Origin of the sequence: Nocardioides sp. Bht2 (genome assembly GCF_047308515.1) — a bacterium.
GTDB lineage: Bacteria > Actinomycetota > Actinomycetes > Propionibacteriales > Nocardioidaceae > Nocardioides.
The window spans coordinates 195,175-210,347 of record NZ_JBLBWI010000001.1; the positions used below are offsets into that span (position 1 = coordinate 195,175).

The 15,173-nt window shown below is 68.6% G+C and carries 10 protein-coding genes; 6 read left to right on the forward strand and 4 right to left on the reverse strand.

What is annotated here, in order from left to right:
* Positions 1-47: 47 nt before the first annotated feature.
* The 6 genes from ACLM5J_RS00990 to ACLM5J_RS01015 all read left to right on the forward strand — a co-directional run bounded on the left by ACLM5J_RS00990 (position 48) and on the right by ACLM5J_RS01015 (position 7,782).
* On the forward strand, positions 48-1,727 hold the full coding sequence (locus ACLM5J_RS00990; RefSeq protein ID WP_413654137.1) for an ABC transporter transmembrane domain-containing protein: 1,680 nt from the start codon (positions 48-50) through the stop codon (positions 1,725-1,727).
* A complete protein-coding gene (locus tag ACLM5J_RS00995) occupies positions 1,724-3,463 on the forward strand; it encodes an ABC transporter ATP-binding protein (RefSeq protein ID WP_413654138.1) in 1,740 nt (579 codons plus the stop codon). Before ACLM5J_RS00990 ends, ACLM5J_RS00995 begins: the two co-directional genes overlap by 4 nt.
* Before the next feature lie 191 nt (positions 3,464-3,654).
* On the forward strand, positions 3,655-4,794 hold the full coding sequence (locus tag ACLM5J_RS01000) for a thrombospondin type 3 repeat-containing protein (protein ID WP_413654139.1): 1,140 nt from the start codon (positions 3,655-3,657) through the stop codon (positions 4,792-4,794).
* A gap of 224 nt (positions 4,795-5,018) precedes the next feature.
* Positions 5,019-5,360 (forward strand): LysM peptidoglycan-binding domain-containing protein, encoded by a 342-nt coding sequence (locus ACLM5J_RS01005; RefSeq protein WP_413654140.1) that lies wholly within the window; start codon positions 5,019-5,021, stop codon positions 5,358-5,360.
* Positions 5,361-5,485: 125 nt separating this feature from the next.
* Positions 5,486-6,211: a transcriptional repressor LexA gene (gene lexA / locus ACLM5J_RS01010; protein ID WP_413654141.1), complete on the forward strand. Its 726-nt coding sequence runs from the start codon at positions 5,486-5,488 to the stop codon at positions 6,209-6,211.
* A 77-nt stretch (positions 6,212-6,288) separates the two neighbouring features.
* Positions 6,289-7,782 carry a hypothetical protein gene (locus ACLM5J_RS01015; protein WP_413654142.1) on the forward strand — a complete coding sequence of 498 codons (1,494 nt, stop codon included), beginning with the start codon at positions 6,289-6,291 and terminating at the stop codon, positions 7,780-7,782.
* Between the two features lie 36 nt (positions 7,783-7,818).
* Here ACLM5J_RS01015 and ACLM5J_RS01020 read toward each other — a convergent pair whose 3' ends face one another.
* From ACLM5J_RS01020 to hflX, 4 genes are all read right to left on the reverse strand, one after another.
* Positions 7,819-9,090: an AI-2E family transporter gene (locus tag ACLM5J_RS01020; RefSeq protein ID WP_413654143.1), complete on the reverse strand. Its 1,272-nt coding sequence runs from the start codon at positions 9,088-9,090 to the stop codon at positions 7,819-7,821.
* A gap of 55 nt (positions 9,091-9,145) precedes the next feature.
* Positions 9,146-11,128: an ATP-dependent DNA helicase gene (locus ACLM5J_RS01025; RefSeq protein WP_413654996.1), complete on the reverse strand. Its 1,983-nt coding sequence runs from the start codon at positions 11,126-11,128 to the stop codon at positions 9,146-9,148.
* Between the two features lie 90 nt (positions 11,129-11,218).
* Positions 11,219-13,549: a protein translocase subunit SecD gene (secD, locus tag ACLM5J_RS01030; protein WP_413654144.1), complete on the reverse strand. Its 2,331-nt coding sequence runs from the start codon at positions 13,547-13,549 to the stop codon at positions 11,219-11,221.
* Positions 13,550-13,645: 96 nt separating this feature from the next.
* Positions 13,646-15,151, reverse strand: a complete 1,506-nt coding sequence (hflX, locus tag ACLM5J_RS01035; RefSeq protein WP_413654145.1) for a GTPase HflX — start codon at positions 15,149-15,151, stop codon at positions 13,646-13,648.
* Positions 15,152-15,173 lie beyond the last annotated feature (22 nt).

Here is a 15,173-nt window from a genome sequence, read left to right on the forward strand (position 1 = left end):
CGTCTTCACCGACCCCTTCGAGGAGCGACCTGTGCTGGTGCCCGACCATGGCTGATCCCACGAACCTGACCGCGCGGGGCCTGCTGCTGCGCGCGCTGGGCCGCCACCGGCGGAGCCTCGGCGCCGGCATGGCGCTGATCATCGTGTGGCACCTCTGCGAGACGCTGGTCCCGGTGCTGATCGGCCTCACCATCGACCGCGCCGTGGCCACCGGTGACGTAGACGCCCTGCTGCGTTGGGGAGTCGCGCTGATCGTGTTGTTCAGCGTGCTCTCCTACGCCTACCGCTTCGGATCGCGCCTCGGATTCAGCGCCGTCCAACGCGAAACGCACCTCCTCCGCCTGGAGATCGCCGGCCACGCACTGGCACCCCGCGGCGTCCGCACCCGGCTCCTCCCCGGCGAGACGCTCTCCCTGGCCACCTCGGACGCCGAGAGCGTCGGCTTCGCGCTGCGCTCGTTGATCTTCACCCTCTCCTCAGCTGCCTCGTTGATCGTCAGCGGCTGGCTCCTGCTCCGCATCGACGTGGTGCTCGGGTTGGTGGTGATCGGGGGCGTTCCCCTGGTGCTCGTGTTGATCCAGGGCCTCTCCCCTCTCATCGCGCGTCGCGCCGGAGCGCAGCAGGCAGCCGCCGCCCGGGCCACCGGCATCGCCAGCGATCTTGTCCGTGGCCTGCGGGTACTCAAGGGCATCGGCGCCGAGGACACCGCCGCCCAGCGCTACCGCGCCGTCAGTCGCGACGCACAACGCGCCGGCATCAGGAGCGCGGAGTCCTACGCGGCGATGACGGGGGTGACCGACCTGCTCAGTGGCCTCTTCCTGGCCATCGTCGCGCTCCTCGCCGGGCGGGCCGCACTGGCCGGGGAGATCTCGATCGGCGAACTGGTGATGGTCGTCGGGCTCACCCAGTTCATCGCCGAGCCGATCCGCGGGCTCGGCGACCTCAGCGCCCAGTTCGCCCGGGCCCACGGCTCCGCGCGCCGGATCGCCGACTACCTGGCCAGCCCGGCACTGGTCAGCAGCGGCACCCACCAGCTCTCCGACCCGGGCCGGGCCAAGCCGGTCAGCGTCGAGTCCGATGCGCTGCGATTCACCTCGGCGCCCGGCGAGATCCTGGGCATCGCGGTCGACGACCCGGCGACCGCCGCCGACCTGCTCGCCGCGTTGGCCGAAGGCTCGGCGACGGTACGGCTCGACGGCGTCGCACTCGACGCTTTGACACTGGAGAGCCGACGCCAGCATCTGGCCGTCATCCCGCACCACGTCGACCTCTTCGAGGGCACCTTGCGGAGCAACGTCGACCCCACCGGCCTACTCGACGACGTCGCACTGGCCGCGCTCCTCGACGCTTCGGCCGCAGACGACGTGGTCGCCGCTGACCCTGCCGGTCTGGACGCCGCCGTCACCCCGGACGGGACCGCGCTCTCGGGCGGCCAGCGACAACGGTTGGCCCTCGCCCGGGCGTTGGCGAGCGCCGCACCCTGGCTCGTCCTGCACGACCCGACCACCGCCGTCGACGCCGTCACCGAGCACCGGATCGCCGCCGGCGTTCGCGCTCTCCGCCACGACCAGCCGCGCGGGTTGACCACCTGGCTGATCACCAGCTCGCCGGCCCTGCTCGCGGCTGCCGACCGGGTCGTCCTGATCCGCGACGGCCGGGTGGTGGCCAGCGGCACCCACCACGACCTGGGCGACCATCCCGACTATCAGGAGTTGGTGCTGCGATGAGTACCCGCCAACTGTTGCCGGTAGCCTCCGGCCGCGACACCGCCCGCTATGCCTGGCGTCTGCTGCGCCGACACCGGATCACGCTGATCGGCGCAGCCGCCTCCTTCGTGGTGGTCGGACTCTGCGCCCTGGTGCCACCCTTCATGCTCGGGCGGATCGTCGATGCGATCGACGAACCAGGCGCTTCCCTCACCGTCCCGGTCACCGCGATCGCCGTCGCTGCGGTCGTCGGTGCACTCTTCACCGTCCTCTCGGTCGCGCTGCTCGCCCGGGTCGGCGAACCTGCACTGGCCGAACTGCGCGAGGAGGTGCTGGATCGAGCGCTACACCTGGACGCCGGCCGCATCGAGGCGGCCGGAGCGGGCGACGTCCTCTCCCGGGTCGGCGACGACGCCCGGACCGTGGCCGCCTCGCTCTCCGAAGCGATCCCGGTCCTGATCAACTCGCTGATCCTGGTCACCTTCACCGTGGGCGGGCTGCTCGCCCTCGACTGGCGGCTCGGCCTGGCCGGCCTGCTCGCCGCGCCGTCCTATCTGCTCGGCCTGCGCTGGTACCTCCCCCGCTCCGGTCCGATGTACCGCGCCGAGCGGATCGCCCAGGGCGAGCGGGCGGAGGCACTGGTCAGCGGCATCCGTGGCGCCGGGACCCTCCGTGCTCTCGGCCACCAGGCGCCGCGACTCGAGGCGATCGAACGGCGGTCCGACGCGGCGATGTCGATCTCGTTGGGCGTCTTCGCGATGCTCACCCGGTTCGGCGCACGCAGCAACCGCTCCGAGCTGATCGGTCTGCTCGCGGTTCTCGGGGTCGGTTTCTGGCTGGTCCGCGAGGACGCCGTCACGGTGGGCGCGGTCACTGCGGCCGCACTCTTCTTCCACCGGCTGTTCAATCCGATCGGCGCCCTGCTCTACCTCTTCGACGAGTTGCAGTCGACCGGGGCCTCCCTCTCGCGCCTGGTCGGCGTCACTCAGGTGGCGAAGCCGCCGCAGGCCGCGGCAGCCCCGGCTGACCCCGGTTCGCTGCGCCTGGACGACGTCGCTCACTCCTACCTGGCCGGCCGCACCGCGCTGGCCCCGCTCAACCTGGAGATCGCCCCCGGTGAACGGGTCGCCGTGGTCGGTGCGACCGGAGCGGGGAAGACCACCCTGGGCGCGATCGCAGGCGGGGTACTGACGCCGAGCGTCGGTGAGGTGTCCCTGGCCGGGGAGCCGTACCGCAACCTGAACGGCCCCGCCCTCCGCAGCCGGGTCGCCCTGGTCAGCCAGGACGTCCACATCTTCTCCGGAACGATCCGAGACGCGCTCACCCTCGGCGACCCCGCTGCGAGCCCGGCCCGACTGCAGGAAGCCGTCACCCTGGTCGGGGCCGACGGCTGGGTCACCGCACTGCCCGAGGGGTTCGAGACCGTGGTCGGCGACGGCGGCCACCCGCTGACCCCCGCTCAAGCGCAGCAGTTGGCGTTGGCCCGGGTCTGGCTCGCGGACCCCTGGTTCGTCGTCCTCGACGAGGCGACCGCTGAAGCCGGTTCCGCCGGTGCCCGCGACCTGGAACTGGCGGCGCTGGCGATCACCGAGGGGCGCGGTGCGCTGGTCGTCGCGCATCGACTCACCCAGTCGGCGACCGCGGACCGGGTCCTGGTGATGCACGACGGCGCCGTCGTCGAGGCCGGTACCCATGCCGAGCTGATCGCCCACGAAGGACGCTACGCCGAACTGTGGGCGGCGTGGCGGCGGGCGTGATCCGGGTGCCACTCGGCGTGAGGTGAACGCGGGCCGCCGTCACCTCACCCGGATCGGCTCGTTGACCCTTCGAGGAGAGGTCCTGCCTTTTCCTCCAAAGGTCCTACCCGACCCCTCCATCCGGCCTAGACTGCCGGGGTCGAAAGGCCCCGAGGGGAGGCGGCCTGAAGCACTCTGGGAGGGGAACCCATATGACGTCGCGCCTTGGCGTAGCCATTCGCTCAGGTCTCGCACTCGCGGTCTCTGCGGCCGGCTTGACCGCGCTCACCACTGTCTCCACGACGACGGCGGCGGAAGCCGCGGTGACGCCCGTGGTCTGCACGGTGAACGCCACCGGGACGACCGGCGCCGTCACCGCTGGCAGCACCTTCACCGCCAACGTCAGCACCGGCGCTGTAGCGCCTAAGGTGCTCAAGGCGCTGGCCAAGGTCTCGATGACCGTAGACAAGGGCGAGTCGCGGGCCTACGAGATCAAGATCAGCCATGAGGGCGCGACCGCCGTCCTGAAGAACGACTGGCTCGGCGACTGGTCCGAGACCAATGAGCCGCTGCTCGGCATCACCTTCGACGACGCCTCCAGCACGTCGATCAACAAGCGCAGCGGGCCTGGCTCGTACGCGCCCAAGCAGAACCTGTCACGCTTCGAGGGCAGGACGGCCGACGGGGCCTGGACCCTGACCACCCCGCGCCAGGTCGGCCGGAGCGAGAACGGCCAGATGCACTCCTGGTCCGCGGTCGTGACCTACGACTGCGACTACGACAAGGATGGCGTCGCGGACACTCGGGACAACTGCCCGACGGTGGCCAACACCAGCCAGTCGAACCTCGACCGGGACGGCCTCGGAGATGCTTGCGACCCGGACATGGACGGCGACGGCGTCCTCAACAACAAGGACAACTGCCCGACCCGCGCCAACGCCAACCAGGCCGACCAGGACAAGGACGGGATCGGCGACGCGTGCGACGCCGACCGCGACGGCGACGGCCTCGTCTCGGGCGACAAGTGCCCCACCGTCAAGGCGAACACCTTCTCCGGCTGTCCTGAGGTCAAGCGCACCCTGAAGGCGAAGTACAACAAGTCCAAGAAGGCGTTCGTCGGCAAGGTCGTCGCCGCGACCTCGAAGACGGCCTGCCAGAGCAAGGTGCCGGTGGTCGTCTACCGCGGCAACAAGAAGGTCTCCAAGACCACTACGAAGAAGAACGGCAGCTTCGTCCTGCCGCGCGGGAAGACCGGCAGGCTGACGGTCTACCTCCCGCCGGTCTACTCGCCGAAGGGTGCCGCCAAGCTGGAGTGCACCGAGCGCTGGTCGCGGAGCTTCACCGTCCGCTGACGCCGCAGCAGCACCGCATCGTTCGAACGCCTCCGGGACCACCCCGGAGGCGTTCGAACATTTGTTCCCCGAAATGCTTGCATCGTTCGAACACATGCTCTAACTTCGTACCTGTGTTCGATCGAACAACTGATCGACTGGCTCCGACGAAGGGATTCTGTCGGAGGTGGGCGAAAGGGTCGGTCTGACACAGCAACCGACCTACTTCCCCCCGGAGGTCTCCCATGAGCACCATCACCGTCGCCGGTCCCCGCATCGCTGCTTCGCGACCCACTCTTCGCCTCACCCGGCGCGGACGGATCGTGGTCTTCGTTGCCGCCTGCTTGATGGTGATGGCCGCAGCGCTCGTACTCGGCACCAGCTCGGTCGCGACCAACTCCGCGGGCGGCACCCCCACCCAAACGGAGATGATCCGCGTCGACCACGGCCAGACCCTCTGGGCGATCGCGGCCGAGATCGCCGACGACGGCGAGGTCCGCGAGATGGTGCAGACGATCAAGCAGCTCAACGCGCTCGACTCCTCGGCCCTGCAGGCCGGCCAGACCCTGCACATCCCGGTCCAGTAGCCAGCCCCGGTCGACACGCCGAGTTCGAACATTTGTTTGAGAGTACCGGCGCCTCTAAGGCAGAGTAGTAAGCCAGTGCCAAGGACTCGGGCACGGACGACCAAGCGGAAGGCAAGTACCCACTGATGACTCCTCGCCACGACGCCCGCAAGGTCAGCGAGCTGCCCGATGGGCCGCCGGACGCCACCGGACTGACACCCCGCCAGCAGCGGATCCTGGAGACGATCCGCGCCTCCCTCGACAAGCTCGGTTACCCGCCGAGCATGCGGGAGATCGGCGAGACGGTCGGCCTGACCAGCTCGTCCTCGGTGGCCCACCAGCTCAAGGTCCTGGAGAACAAGGGGTTCATCAAGCGCGACCCGAAGCGGCCCCGGGCGCTCCAGGTCTTCGAGCCCGGCAACGCCGCAGCCGCCTCCGTCCTCGGTGCCGCCGAGGAGAGCATCATCGATGAGACGGGGATCGGCGACGCCGCTCCGGCTGCGGCCTACGTCCCTGTCGTGGGCCGGATCGCCGCCGGTGGCCCGATCCTTGCCGAGGAGCGGGTCGAAGAGATCTTCCCGCTTCCCAAGACGTTGGTCGGCGAAGGCACCCTCTTCCTCCTGGAGGTCTCCGGCGACTCGATGATCGACGCCGCGATCTGCGACGGCGACTACGTGGTGATCCGTCAGCAGCCGACCGCCAACAACGGTGAGATCGTGGCAGCACTGATCGACGGCGAGGCCACGGTGAAGACGTTGAAGAAGAAGGACGGCGAGGTGTGGCTGATGCCGCACAACCAGGCCTACGACCCGATCGACGGCACCCACGCCAGCATCCTCGGCATCGTCACCGCGGTGCTGCGCCGCCTCTGACGTTCTTCCTTCGCGACTCGATGCCTCACGGAACCCCGTGGGGCATCTGTCGTTGTCAGGGCATGCAGCCTTCACGCTTGCCGACCGCTCCCCTGCAACAACGTCGCGGCCGCGGGCCACGGGCACGGCTCGCTGCGGGCGGTGCGCTGCTCGCACTGGCGACAGTGGGCGCCCTGTCTCCGGGCGCCCCAGCCGCGGGCGACCGCGTCGAGCCACTGCGGACGGCCCGCGGGCAACTCGTCCAGGCCGACGAGCTGCGCCAAGCGGCACGTCTCGCCGACACCAGTGTCTCCGAGCTCCGCGACCTTCTCGTCGACGACCCGACGGTGCGGTTGCACGAGAACGGGCGAGTCGCCTTCGCCGACTTCGAGTCGAGCAACGCCACAGCCTCCGGTGAGGTGACTCGGAGGACCAGCGACGCCAGCTGGGCGACCACCCAGGCCCGGGCGGCAGCGAAGCGGTCCGCGGTCGCGCTGAGCTCGCGCCCATCCTCGCCGCGCACCCTCTACCTCGATTTCGACGGCGAGGAGGTCTGCAACACGGAGTGGAACGACAACGGGCTGCCCTGCGGCACCTATGCCGGGTACGACACCGATGGCTCCCCCGGCTTCTCCGCGGGTGAACAGAAGGCGATCCGTGAGGCCTGGGCGCGGGTCGCTGAGGACTACGCCCCGTTCAACATCAATGTGACCACCGTCCGGCCGCCCGCCAGCGACCTGAGCCGGACGAGCAACGCCGATCAGCGCTACGGCGTGCACGCCGTGGTGACCAGCAGCGTGGCCGCTCGGAACGCTACCTGCGGCGGACCCGGGTGTGCCGGTGTCGCGTTGCTGGGGGTCTTCCCCCGTACCGATGCCAACCACGCCCGGATCATCTGGGCCTTCTCCCCCGAGGTGAACAACTCACCTCGCCAGGTCGCCGACGTGGTCTCTCACGAGGCCGGTCACACGTTGGGCCTTGAACACCAGGGCACTGCCGGCGGTCTGCTCGGTTTCGGCGCGGTGGAGTACTACGCCGGCCATGGGATCTGGGCGCCGCTGATGGGTTCGTCGCTCAACCACCTGACCCAATGGAGCGCCAGCGAGTACAACAACCCGAGCCGTAATCAGGACGACATCGCGCTGATCACCAGCAACGGCGCGCCGCTGGTGCGCGACGATCACCCCAACGGCGTCCGCGGTGTGGAGCGGTTGCGCCGGAAGGTGGCGTCGTCAGGGGTGATCTCCACGCGCGCGGATCGGGACGTCTTCAAGATCGTCACCACGTGTCGCGCGAAGCTCCGGGTCAGCGTCACCCCGGCGGCGAATGGCCCCAACCTCGATGCGGCCCTGTCGCTGCGCCGAGCCGGCAGGACGAAGACCACCACAAAGAACCCCGGTTCGCCGTCCAGCGGCGCCGCTACCGGGCTCAGCGCCTCGATCAGCGGTACCTACGGCATCCGCGGCAAGGCAACCTGGTACGTCACCGTCGACGGCGTCGGTGCCCGCGATCCGCTCACCACCGGCTACAGCGACTACGGCAGCCTCGGCGCCTACGCGGTGCGCGCCACCGGGCGCTGCGTGAAGGGCTGACGGCTCGGCGCCGTCGTCACGGCCACCGAGCTGGGTTCAGTCCTCCGGGTAGTGCGCTTCCTCGGGGATCTCGTCAGGCGGATTGACCAGCTCGTCGCCCTCCTGAAGGTCCTCCTCGACCGGATCCGGGTCGGTGGAGTTGAGCGCGACCTGCTCATTGAGGTACCGCAGTATCACCGCGACGATCGCGGTCACCGGCACCGCCAGGAAGGCGCCGATGATGCCGAAGAGCGAACTGCCCAGGGTGACCGAGAGCAGCACCACAGCAGCGTGCAGGTTCATCGACCGCGACTGGAGCAGCGGCGAGAGGACGTTGCCCTCCAACTGCTGGACCGCGAGGATCACGGCCAACACGATCAGCGCCTTCAGCGGACCGACCGAGACCAGGGCGATCAGGACCGCCAGGGCACCGGCACTGACCGCACCGATGATCGGGATGAAGCCGGCGAAGAAGGTGATCACCGCGAGCGGGAAGGCCAATGGGACGCCGACCGCGATCAGACCGATGTAGATGAAGACCGCGTCGATCGCTGAGACCAGAGCCTGGGTCCGGATGAAGCCACCCAGCGTTGCCCAGATCCGATTGCCAACCTCGTAGAGGTGCGGACCGGCGGTGGGGCCCGAGTTGTTCTTGATCCAGGGCAGGAACCGGCGGCCGTCCTTGATGAAGAGGAAGGTCAGGACCAGGGCTAGCACCAGGTTGAGCACGATGTTGGTCGCCATGTTGACGCCGACCAGGACACCCGAGGCGATGGTGCCCGCGCTGTCCTTGATCTTCTCCTCGGCCGAGGTGAGCATCTCGTCGAGTTGGTTGGCCGAGACCCCGAGGTCGGACTCGGCGAGCCAGTCGCTCAGCCGGTTGATCCCCTTGACGGCGTCGTCCGCGAGCTGCGTGGACTGGTCGGCGACCGACGGCGCCATCACGTAGATCAGCAGACCGATCACCGAGAACGAGCCGAGCATGACGGTGGCCGCAGCCAGCGCCGACGGCAGCTTGAGGTGGCGTTCCAGGAAGTAGGCCGGGGGCTGGAGCACCGTCGTGAAGATCATCGCCAGGGTCACCGGGAGCACGATGCTCCAGGTGTACCGGATCACCAGACCGAGCACGATCAGGCCGAGCACGATCAGCACCAGACGCAGGCTCCAACGCGCCAACCAGGCGGTCCCCCGCCCGATCGTCTGCTCACGCGCCTGAGTGCGTTGCCGGAACTCCTGCTGCGCACGCTGGCGGGCGCGGCGTTCCTCGCCGGCACTGGTCGCGGGCGCTGCGGGGGCGGGTGAGGCCGGGGCCAACTGATCCTCGTTCACAACGGCATTGTGTCAGCCGCGCCCAGAGAGTCCACGCCGCACGCGCCCGCAGGCACTACCCGGCGGCCAGCCGCTTCAACGCGGCGCGCACCAGCTTCGGGTCGTCGGTGGGCCACATCGGCGGCAGACTGGAGCGCAGGAAGCTTCCGTACCGGGCGGTGGCCAGCCGTGGATCGAGCACCGCGACGACGCCTTTATCGCTGGTGGTCCGGATCAGGCGACCCGCACCTTGGGCCATCAGCAGCGCGGCGTGGGTGGCCGAGACCTGCATGAAGCCGTTGCCACCCGCCTGGTCCGCAGCCCGCTGGCGCGCCGACATCAGCGGGTCGTCGGGCCGCGGGAACGGGATCCGGTCGATCATCACCAGCTGACAGGTGTCGCCCGGGACGTCGAGACCCTGCCACAGGCTCAAGGTTCCGAAGAGCACGGTGTGCGGATCGTCGATGAACTGACGGGTCAGCTCCGGCAGCTGGGCATCGCCCTGGGCCAGAGTGGTCAGGTGCGGAAGCCGCTCGCGGACCGCCTCGGCGGCGGCGTCGGCGGCCCGACGGCTGGAGAAGAGCCCGAGTGCCCGTCCGTCGGCGGCGTCGATCAACTCCACGATCTCGTCGAGCTGCGCCTTGCCCAGACCGTCGCGGCCCGGCGTCGGCAGGTGCTTGGCGACGTAGAGGATGCCCTGCTTGGGGTAGTCGAACGGCGAGCCCACGTCGATGCCGCGCCACGGCAGCCGGTCCCCGGCTCGGGCGACTGAGGTGTCCTCGGCCCGCTCAGCACCGATCAGGCCGACCGAGCTGGCGACCGCTTCGAAGTTGCCGCCGAGCATCAAGGTGGCCGAGGCGAAGACCACGGTCTTCTCGGTGAGCAGCTTGTTCCGCATCTGGCTCCACACCTGGAGCGGCGCGACACAGAGCTGCGGTCCGCCCCGGCTCGGTTCGCGGTCGTTGCGCCACAGCACGTCGGCGTCGGAGTTGTTCGCCATCCGCTCGGCGACGTCGAAGACGTCCTGGACCATCGCCTTGGCCTGGTTGCGGGCCGCGTCGACCTCCCCGTCCTTCTCCTTGGGGATCGAGCTGAGCACCTGACGGGCTGCGTCGCGCACCTGGCTGATCGCGTCGTGCAGCTGCTCCGGCATCACATCGATCCGGCCCACCGGGGCTGCCTCCAGCGCCTCATGCAGGACGCCGGCAGCGTCGTCGAGCGAGTCCGCCTCCGCCGCGTCGACCTGACGTTGCGCGCGCCGGGCCGCCCGCTCGACGTCGCCGACGCTGATCTCGTCGGTCGCCGCCTGGGTGATCCGCTGGGTCACCTCGTGGGCCTCATCGATCACCACCGCGTCGTACTCCGGAATCATCGGCACACCTTCGATGGCGTCGATCGCGAGCAGCGAGTGGTTGGTGACCACGAGCTTCGACTTGGCGGCCTTGTCCCGGGCCTGCTCGGCGAAGCACTCCTCGCCGTAGGCGCAGCGGGTCCGGCCCAAGCATTCACGCGCGCTGACCGAGACCTGTCGCCATACCCGCTCGGTGTGCCGCGGCGCGTTGTCGCGTTCACCGGTGCCGCCGGACTCGGCCTCCTCCTCGACCCACTCGCGGAGCTTGACCACCTCGGCCCCCATCGAGCCGGTGGGGACCTCGATCAGGGCACCCTGCTCGTCCGGAGCGCCCTCACGAACCCGGTGCAGGCAGGCGTAGTTGGAGCGCCCCTTGAGCACGGCGAACGACGTGTCGAGCTGCTGGTGGTGCTTGACGGCGTTGATCAGGCGCGGGATGTCCCGCTCGACCAGTTGGTGCTGCAGCGCCAGCGTCGCGGTCGCGATCACCACCCGCTCGGGGTGGAGCAGCGATGGCACCAGGTAGCCGAGCGACTTACCGGTACCGGTGCCGGCTTGGACCAGCAGATGCTGCTCGGCGTCGAAGGCGTCAGAGACGGCCTGGGCCATCTCGACCTGGCCGAGTCGTTCTTGGCCCCCAAGCGCAGCCACCGCCTCGGCAAGGAGCGAGGCGGTGGCGCTTTGAGTCTTCACGGGGTCAGGCACCAGAGCACCTTATCCGCGGGGTCCGGCGTATGGGCATGCCTCCCCGACGGATGCCGCGCAGTACGCATCCCCGTCGGGGAGACGTGCCCTCGCTTAGACGACGGCCCCCGAGTCCTCGGGATCGCGGACCTTCTTCTCCTTCTTCTCACGAGGGAAGGCCTGGAACTTCTGCAGGTAGCTGGCCAGCGGGGTAGCCACGAAGACCGTGGACGCGGTACCGATGATCAGACCCAGCAGCATCGCCAGCGCGAAGTCGGTGAGCGAGTCGCCCGACATGAAGACCAGCGCGGCCAGAATGAACATGGCACCCAGACCGGTGTTGATCGTGCGCGGCATCGTCTCGAGGATCGCGGTGTTGGAGACCTCGTCGAAGGTGCCGGTCTTGGTGCCCTGCCAACGTTCTCGGATCCGGTCGAAGACGACCACGGTGTCGTTGACGGAGATACCGATGATGGTCAGCGCCGCAGCCAGATAGACGCCGTCGATCGGCTTGTCGAGGAAGGCGAAGATACCGGTCACCAGGAGCACGTCGTGCGCCATCGAGAGGACCGCGGCGAGAGCGAAGGTCCAGTGGAAACGGATCGCCAGGTAGAGCATCTGGGCGGCGAGCGCGATGAAGAGGGCGAGCAGCGCCTTCTCCTTCAACTCCTTACCCAGGCTGGCTTCGATCCGGTCGTCGGAGATTCGCTCCTTGACGCCGACCTTGTCGTCGAGAGCAGCCTCGATCTCGGCGGCCTCCGCGTCGCTGATCTGGCCGGCACGCACGGAGATCCGCTCGGAGCCGTCGCTGCCCTTGACCTCTTGGACGACAGCCTCGGAGATGCCGATCCCGTCGACGAGTTCGCGGGCCTGGTCAGCGGTGATCTTGTTGTCGGTGCTGTAGACCAGCGTGCGTCCACCGGTGAACTCGAGGCCCAGGTTGAGCCCCTTGCCGAAGACACCGGCCAGGGCGACCACAACCAGGGCACCGGCGATACCGAGCCAGATCTTCTTCTTGACCACGATCTGCGGGTTCTTGCGCATCAGCCAGACGCGGGTCCGACCCACGTTGGCGAGACCGCTGATCGCCGGACGTCGAGCGATCGCCTTGGTGCCGACGCCGATCTCGGTCAGCACGCGGGCGATCACCAGCGCGGAGATCATCGAGGCGATCACACCGATGGAGAGGGTGACACCGAAGCCCTTGACCGGGCCGCTGGCGAGCAGGAAGAGCAGCAGCGCCGCCAACAGGGTGGTGACGTTGGAGTCGATGATCGCGGTCCACGCCTTGTTGAAGCCGATCTGGAGCGCGCGGCGCAGACCCGCCTTCGGATTCGCCGCGTACTCCTCTCTGGCTCGTTCGAAGACAAGGACGTTGGCATCGATCGCGAGACCGATCGCGAGCACGAAACCGGCAAGACCTGGCAGGGTCAGCGTGGTTCCGATCCCGACCAGCATCGCGTAGGAGAGCAGCGCGTAGGAGGTCAGCGCGATCGCGGCGAGGGCACCGACCAGGCGGTAGATGATGATGATGAAGAGGCCGGTCAGGATCACACCGATGATCGCTGCCTCGGCGGAAGCCTTGATCGCGGCGTCACCCAGGGTGGGGCCGATCACGGAGTCCGACATCGGCACACCGTTGACGAACTTGCCGTTGTCGTCGACCGAGCCCAGGGCGAGCGGCAGGGCACCGCCCTCGATCAGGATGGCGAGGTCCTTCGCCTCCTGCTCGGAGAAGTTGCCGGTGATGTTGGTGCCGCCGGAGATACCGACGTTGCACTGTGCGTTGACCTCGGGCGAGGAGATGATCTGCTCGTCGAGCACGATCGCGACCCGACGCTTCGGGTCGCCGGTCGGCGCACAAGCGGCCTCGGCGGTCAACTTGGTGTAGGCGTCGTCGCCCTTGCCGTCGAACTTGATCGAGACTTCCCAGCCGACACTGTTCTGCGGCATCACCGCATCGGCGCTCTTGATCTCGTTGCCCTTGACCGCGGTCGGGCCGAGCTCCAGCCGGTTGCCCTGCTCGTCGGCGAGGATCTGGTTGCCCTTGGCCGGCTTCGCGGACGGGTCGACGACGCCGCCGATCACCGCGTGCATGCTGAGCTGGGCGGTCTTACCGATCACGGCCTTGGCCTGGGTCGGGTCCTGGACGTCGGGAAGCTCCACCAGCACCCGGTCCTCACCCACCCGGGCGATGGTCGGCTCGGAGACACCGATCGAGTCGATACGGCCACGCAGCACCTCGATGGTGCGGTCGACCTCCGACCCCTTCACGTTGGCGTCGGGGTTGGCGGGGTCCTGCGCCTGGTACATCAGCTGGGTACCGCCTCGGAGGTCAATTCCGAGGGTCGGCTTCTTCTCCAGCGAGATCCACAGGCAGCCTCCCAGGAGTCCTAGGACTAGCAGAAGGCGTACGAAAGCACCACGTGACATGAGAAGCATCATCTACCAAGGGACCAAGCGATGTTGCATTTGGGGTGACTCAGGCCCCAACGAGTCGGCGTGAGGCCACCTTCGGGCCATCGCTCCGGCACCTGTCGTTCAGACGGCGTAGGCCGCAAACTCCCCAGCAAGTGCCTCATCAGCACGCCCCTTGACCAGCGTTCCGTCTGCGGTGTGCTCCAACGAGGTGATCTCGCCACCCCGGTGCAGCTTGTCGAGTAGGTCACCGCGGCTGTACGGGACCAGCGCGTTGAACTCGACGGCGGGCCGCGGCAGCTCGGCCTCGATCAACGCGAGCACCTCAGCGATCCCCTCGCCGGTCTTGGCGCTGACCACCACCGAGTGCGGTTCGCGGTTCTTGAGCCGCGCCAGCACCATCGGGTCGGCGGCGTCCGCCTTGTTGATCACGATCAACTCGGGGACGGCATGGGCCTCGATGTCGGCGAAGACGCCGCGGACCGCGGTGATCTGGCCCTCCGGGTCGGGGTGTGAGCCGTCGACCACGTGCAGGATCAGGTCGGCGTCCGCCACCTCCTCCAGCGTGGAGCGGAACGCCTCGACCAACTGGTGCGGCAGGTGCCGCACGAAGCCGACCGTGTCGCTCATCGTGTAGACCCGGCCGTCGGGCGTCGTGGCGCGGCGGGTGGTCGGGTCGAGGGTGGCGAACAGCGCGTCCTCGACCAGTACCCCGGCGTCGGTGAGTTTGTTGAGCAGCGAGGACTTGCCGGCGTTGGTGTATCCGGCGATCACGATGGAGGGCACCGCGTTGCGACGGCGCTCGTTCCGCTTGGTCTCGCGGGTGCCCTTCATCTGGGCGAGCTCACGGCGGAGCTTCGCGATCTTGGTCTTGATCCGACGTCGGTCGGTCTCGATCTTCGTCTCACCGGGACCACGGCCACCGATACCGTCACCACCGGCGACCCGGCCACCAGCCTGGCGGGAGAGGTTTCCACCCCAACCACGGAGCCGCTGACGCATGTACTGCAGCTGGGCCAACTCGACCTGCGCCTGGCCCTCCTTGGACTTGGCGTGCTGGGCGAAGATATCCAGGATCAGCGCGGTGCGGTCCACGCACTTGACCTTGATCTGGTCTTCCAGGTTGCGCAGCTGGGACGGGGCGAGCTCACCGTCGAAGATCACCGTGTCCGCGCCGCTGGCCTGGACGATCTCGCGGACGCCGTCGACCTTGCCGCGCCCGATGTAGGTGGCCGGGTCCGGCTTGGTACGGCGCTGATACATCGCCTCCAGCACCTCGGAGCCGGCGGTCTCGGCCAACAACGCGAGCTCGGCCATCGAGTTCTCGGCGTCCTGCACGGTGCCGGAGGTCCACACGCCGACGAGCACGACGCGCTCCAGGCGGAGCTGCCGGTACTCGACCTCGGTGATGTCCTCGAGCTCGGTCCGCAGCCCGGCCACCCGGCGCAACTGGTGGCGCTCGACGAGGTCCTGGTCGCCGGTGGTGAGCTCTTCGGGGTCCGGGCCGTCGGCCGAGATCAGTTCGTCGGCATAGCCCGATTCGAACTCGTCGTCGAGGTCGTCAGACTCCCACTGCGAGCTCTGGGCGAGTTCGTCGGCGAGGGAGAAGTCAGAAGATTGGTTCGTCATATGCCCTCCAGCCTAGGTCGCG

What these genes read in the sequence shown, in the direction of transcription:
- ACLM5J_RS00990 (WP_413654137.1), top strand. Translation starts at nt 48, where the DNA reads ATGGCTGATCCCACGAACCTGACCGCGCGGGGCCTGCTGCTGCGCGCG.
- ACLM5J_RS00995 (WP_413654138.1), top strand. Translation starts at nt 1,724, where the DNA reads ATGAGTACCCGCCAACTGTTGCCGGTAGCCTCCGGCCGCGACACCGCC.
- ACLM5J_RS01000 (WP_413654139.1), top strand. Translation starts at nt 3,655, where the DNA reads ATGACGTCGCGCCTTGGCGTAGCCATTCGCTCAGGTCTCGCACTCGCG.
- ACLM5J_RS01005 (WP_413654140.1), top strand. Translation starts at nt 5,019, where the DNA reads ATGAGCACCATCACCGTCGCCGGTCCCCGCATCGCTGCTTCGCGACCC.
- lexA (WP_413654141.1), top strand. Translation starts at nt 5,486, where the DNA reads ATGACTCCTCGCCACGACGCCCGCAAGGTCAGCGAGCTGCCCGATGGG.
- secD (WP_413654144.1), bottom strand. Translation starts at nt 13,549, where the DNA reads ATGATGCTTCTCATGTCACGTGGTGCTTTCGTACGCCTTCTGCTAGTC.
- hflX (WP_413654145.1), bottom strand. Translation starts at nt 15,151, where the DNA reads ATGACGAACCAATCTTCTGACTTCTCCCTCGCCGACGAACTCGCCCAG.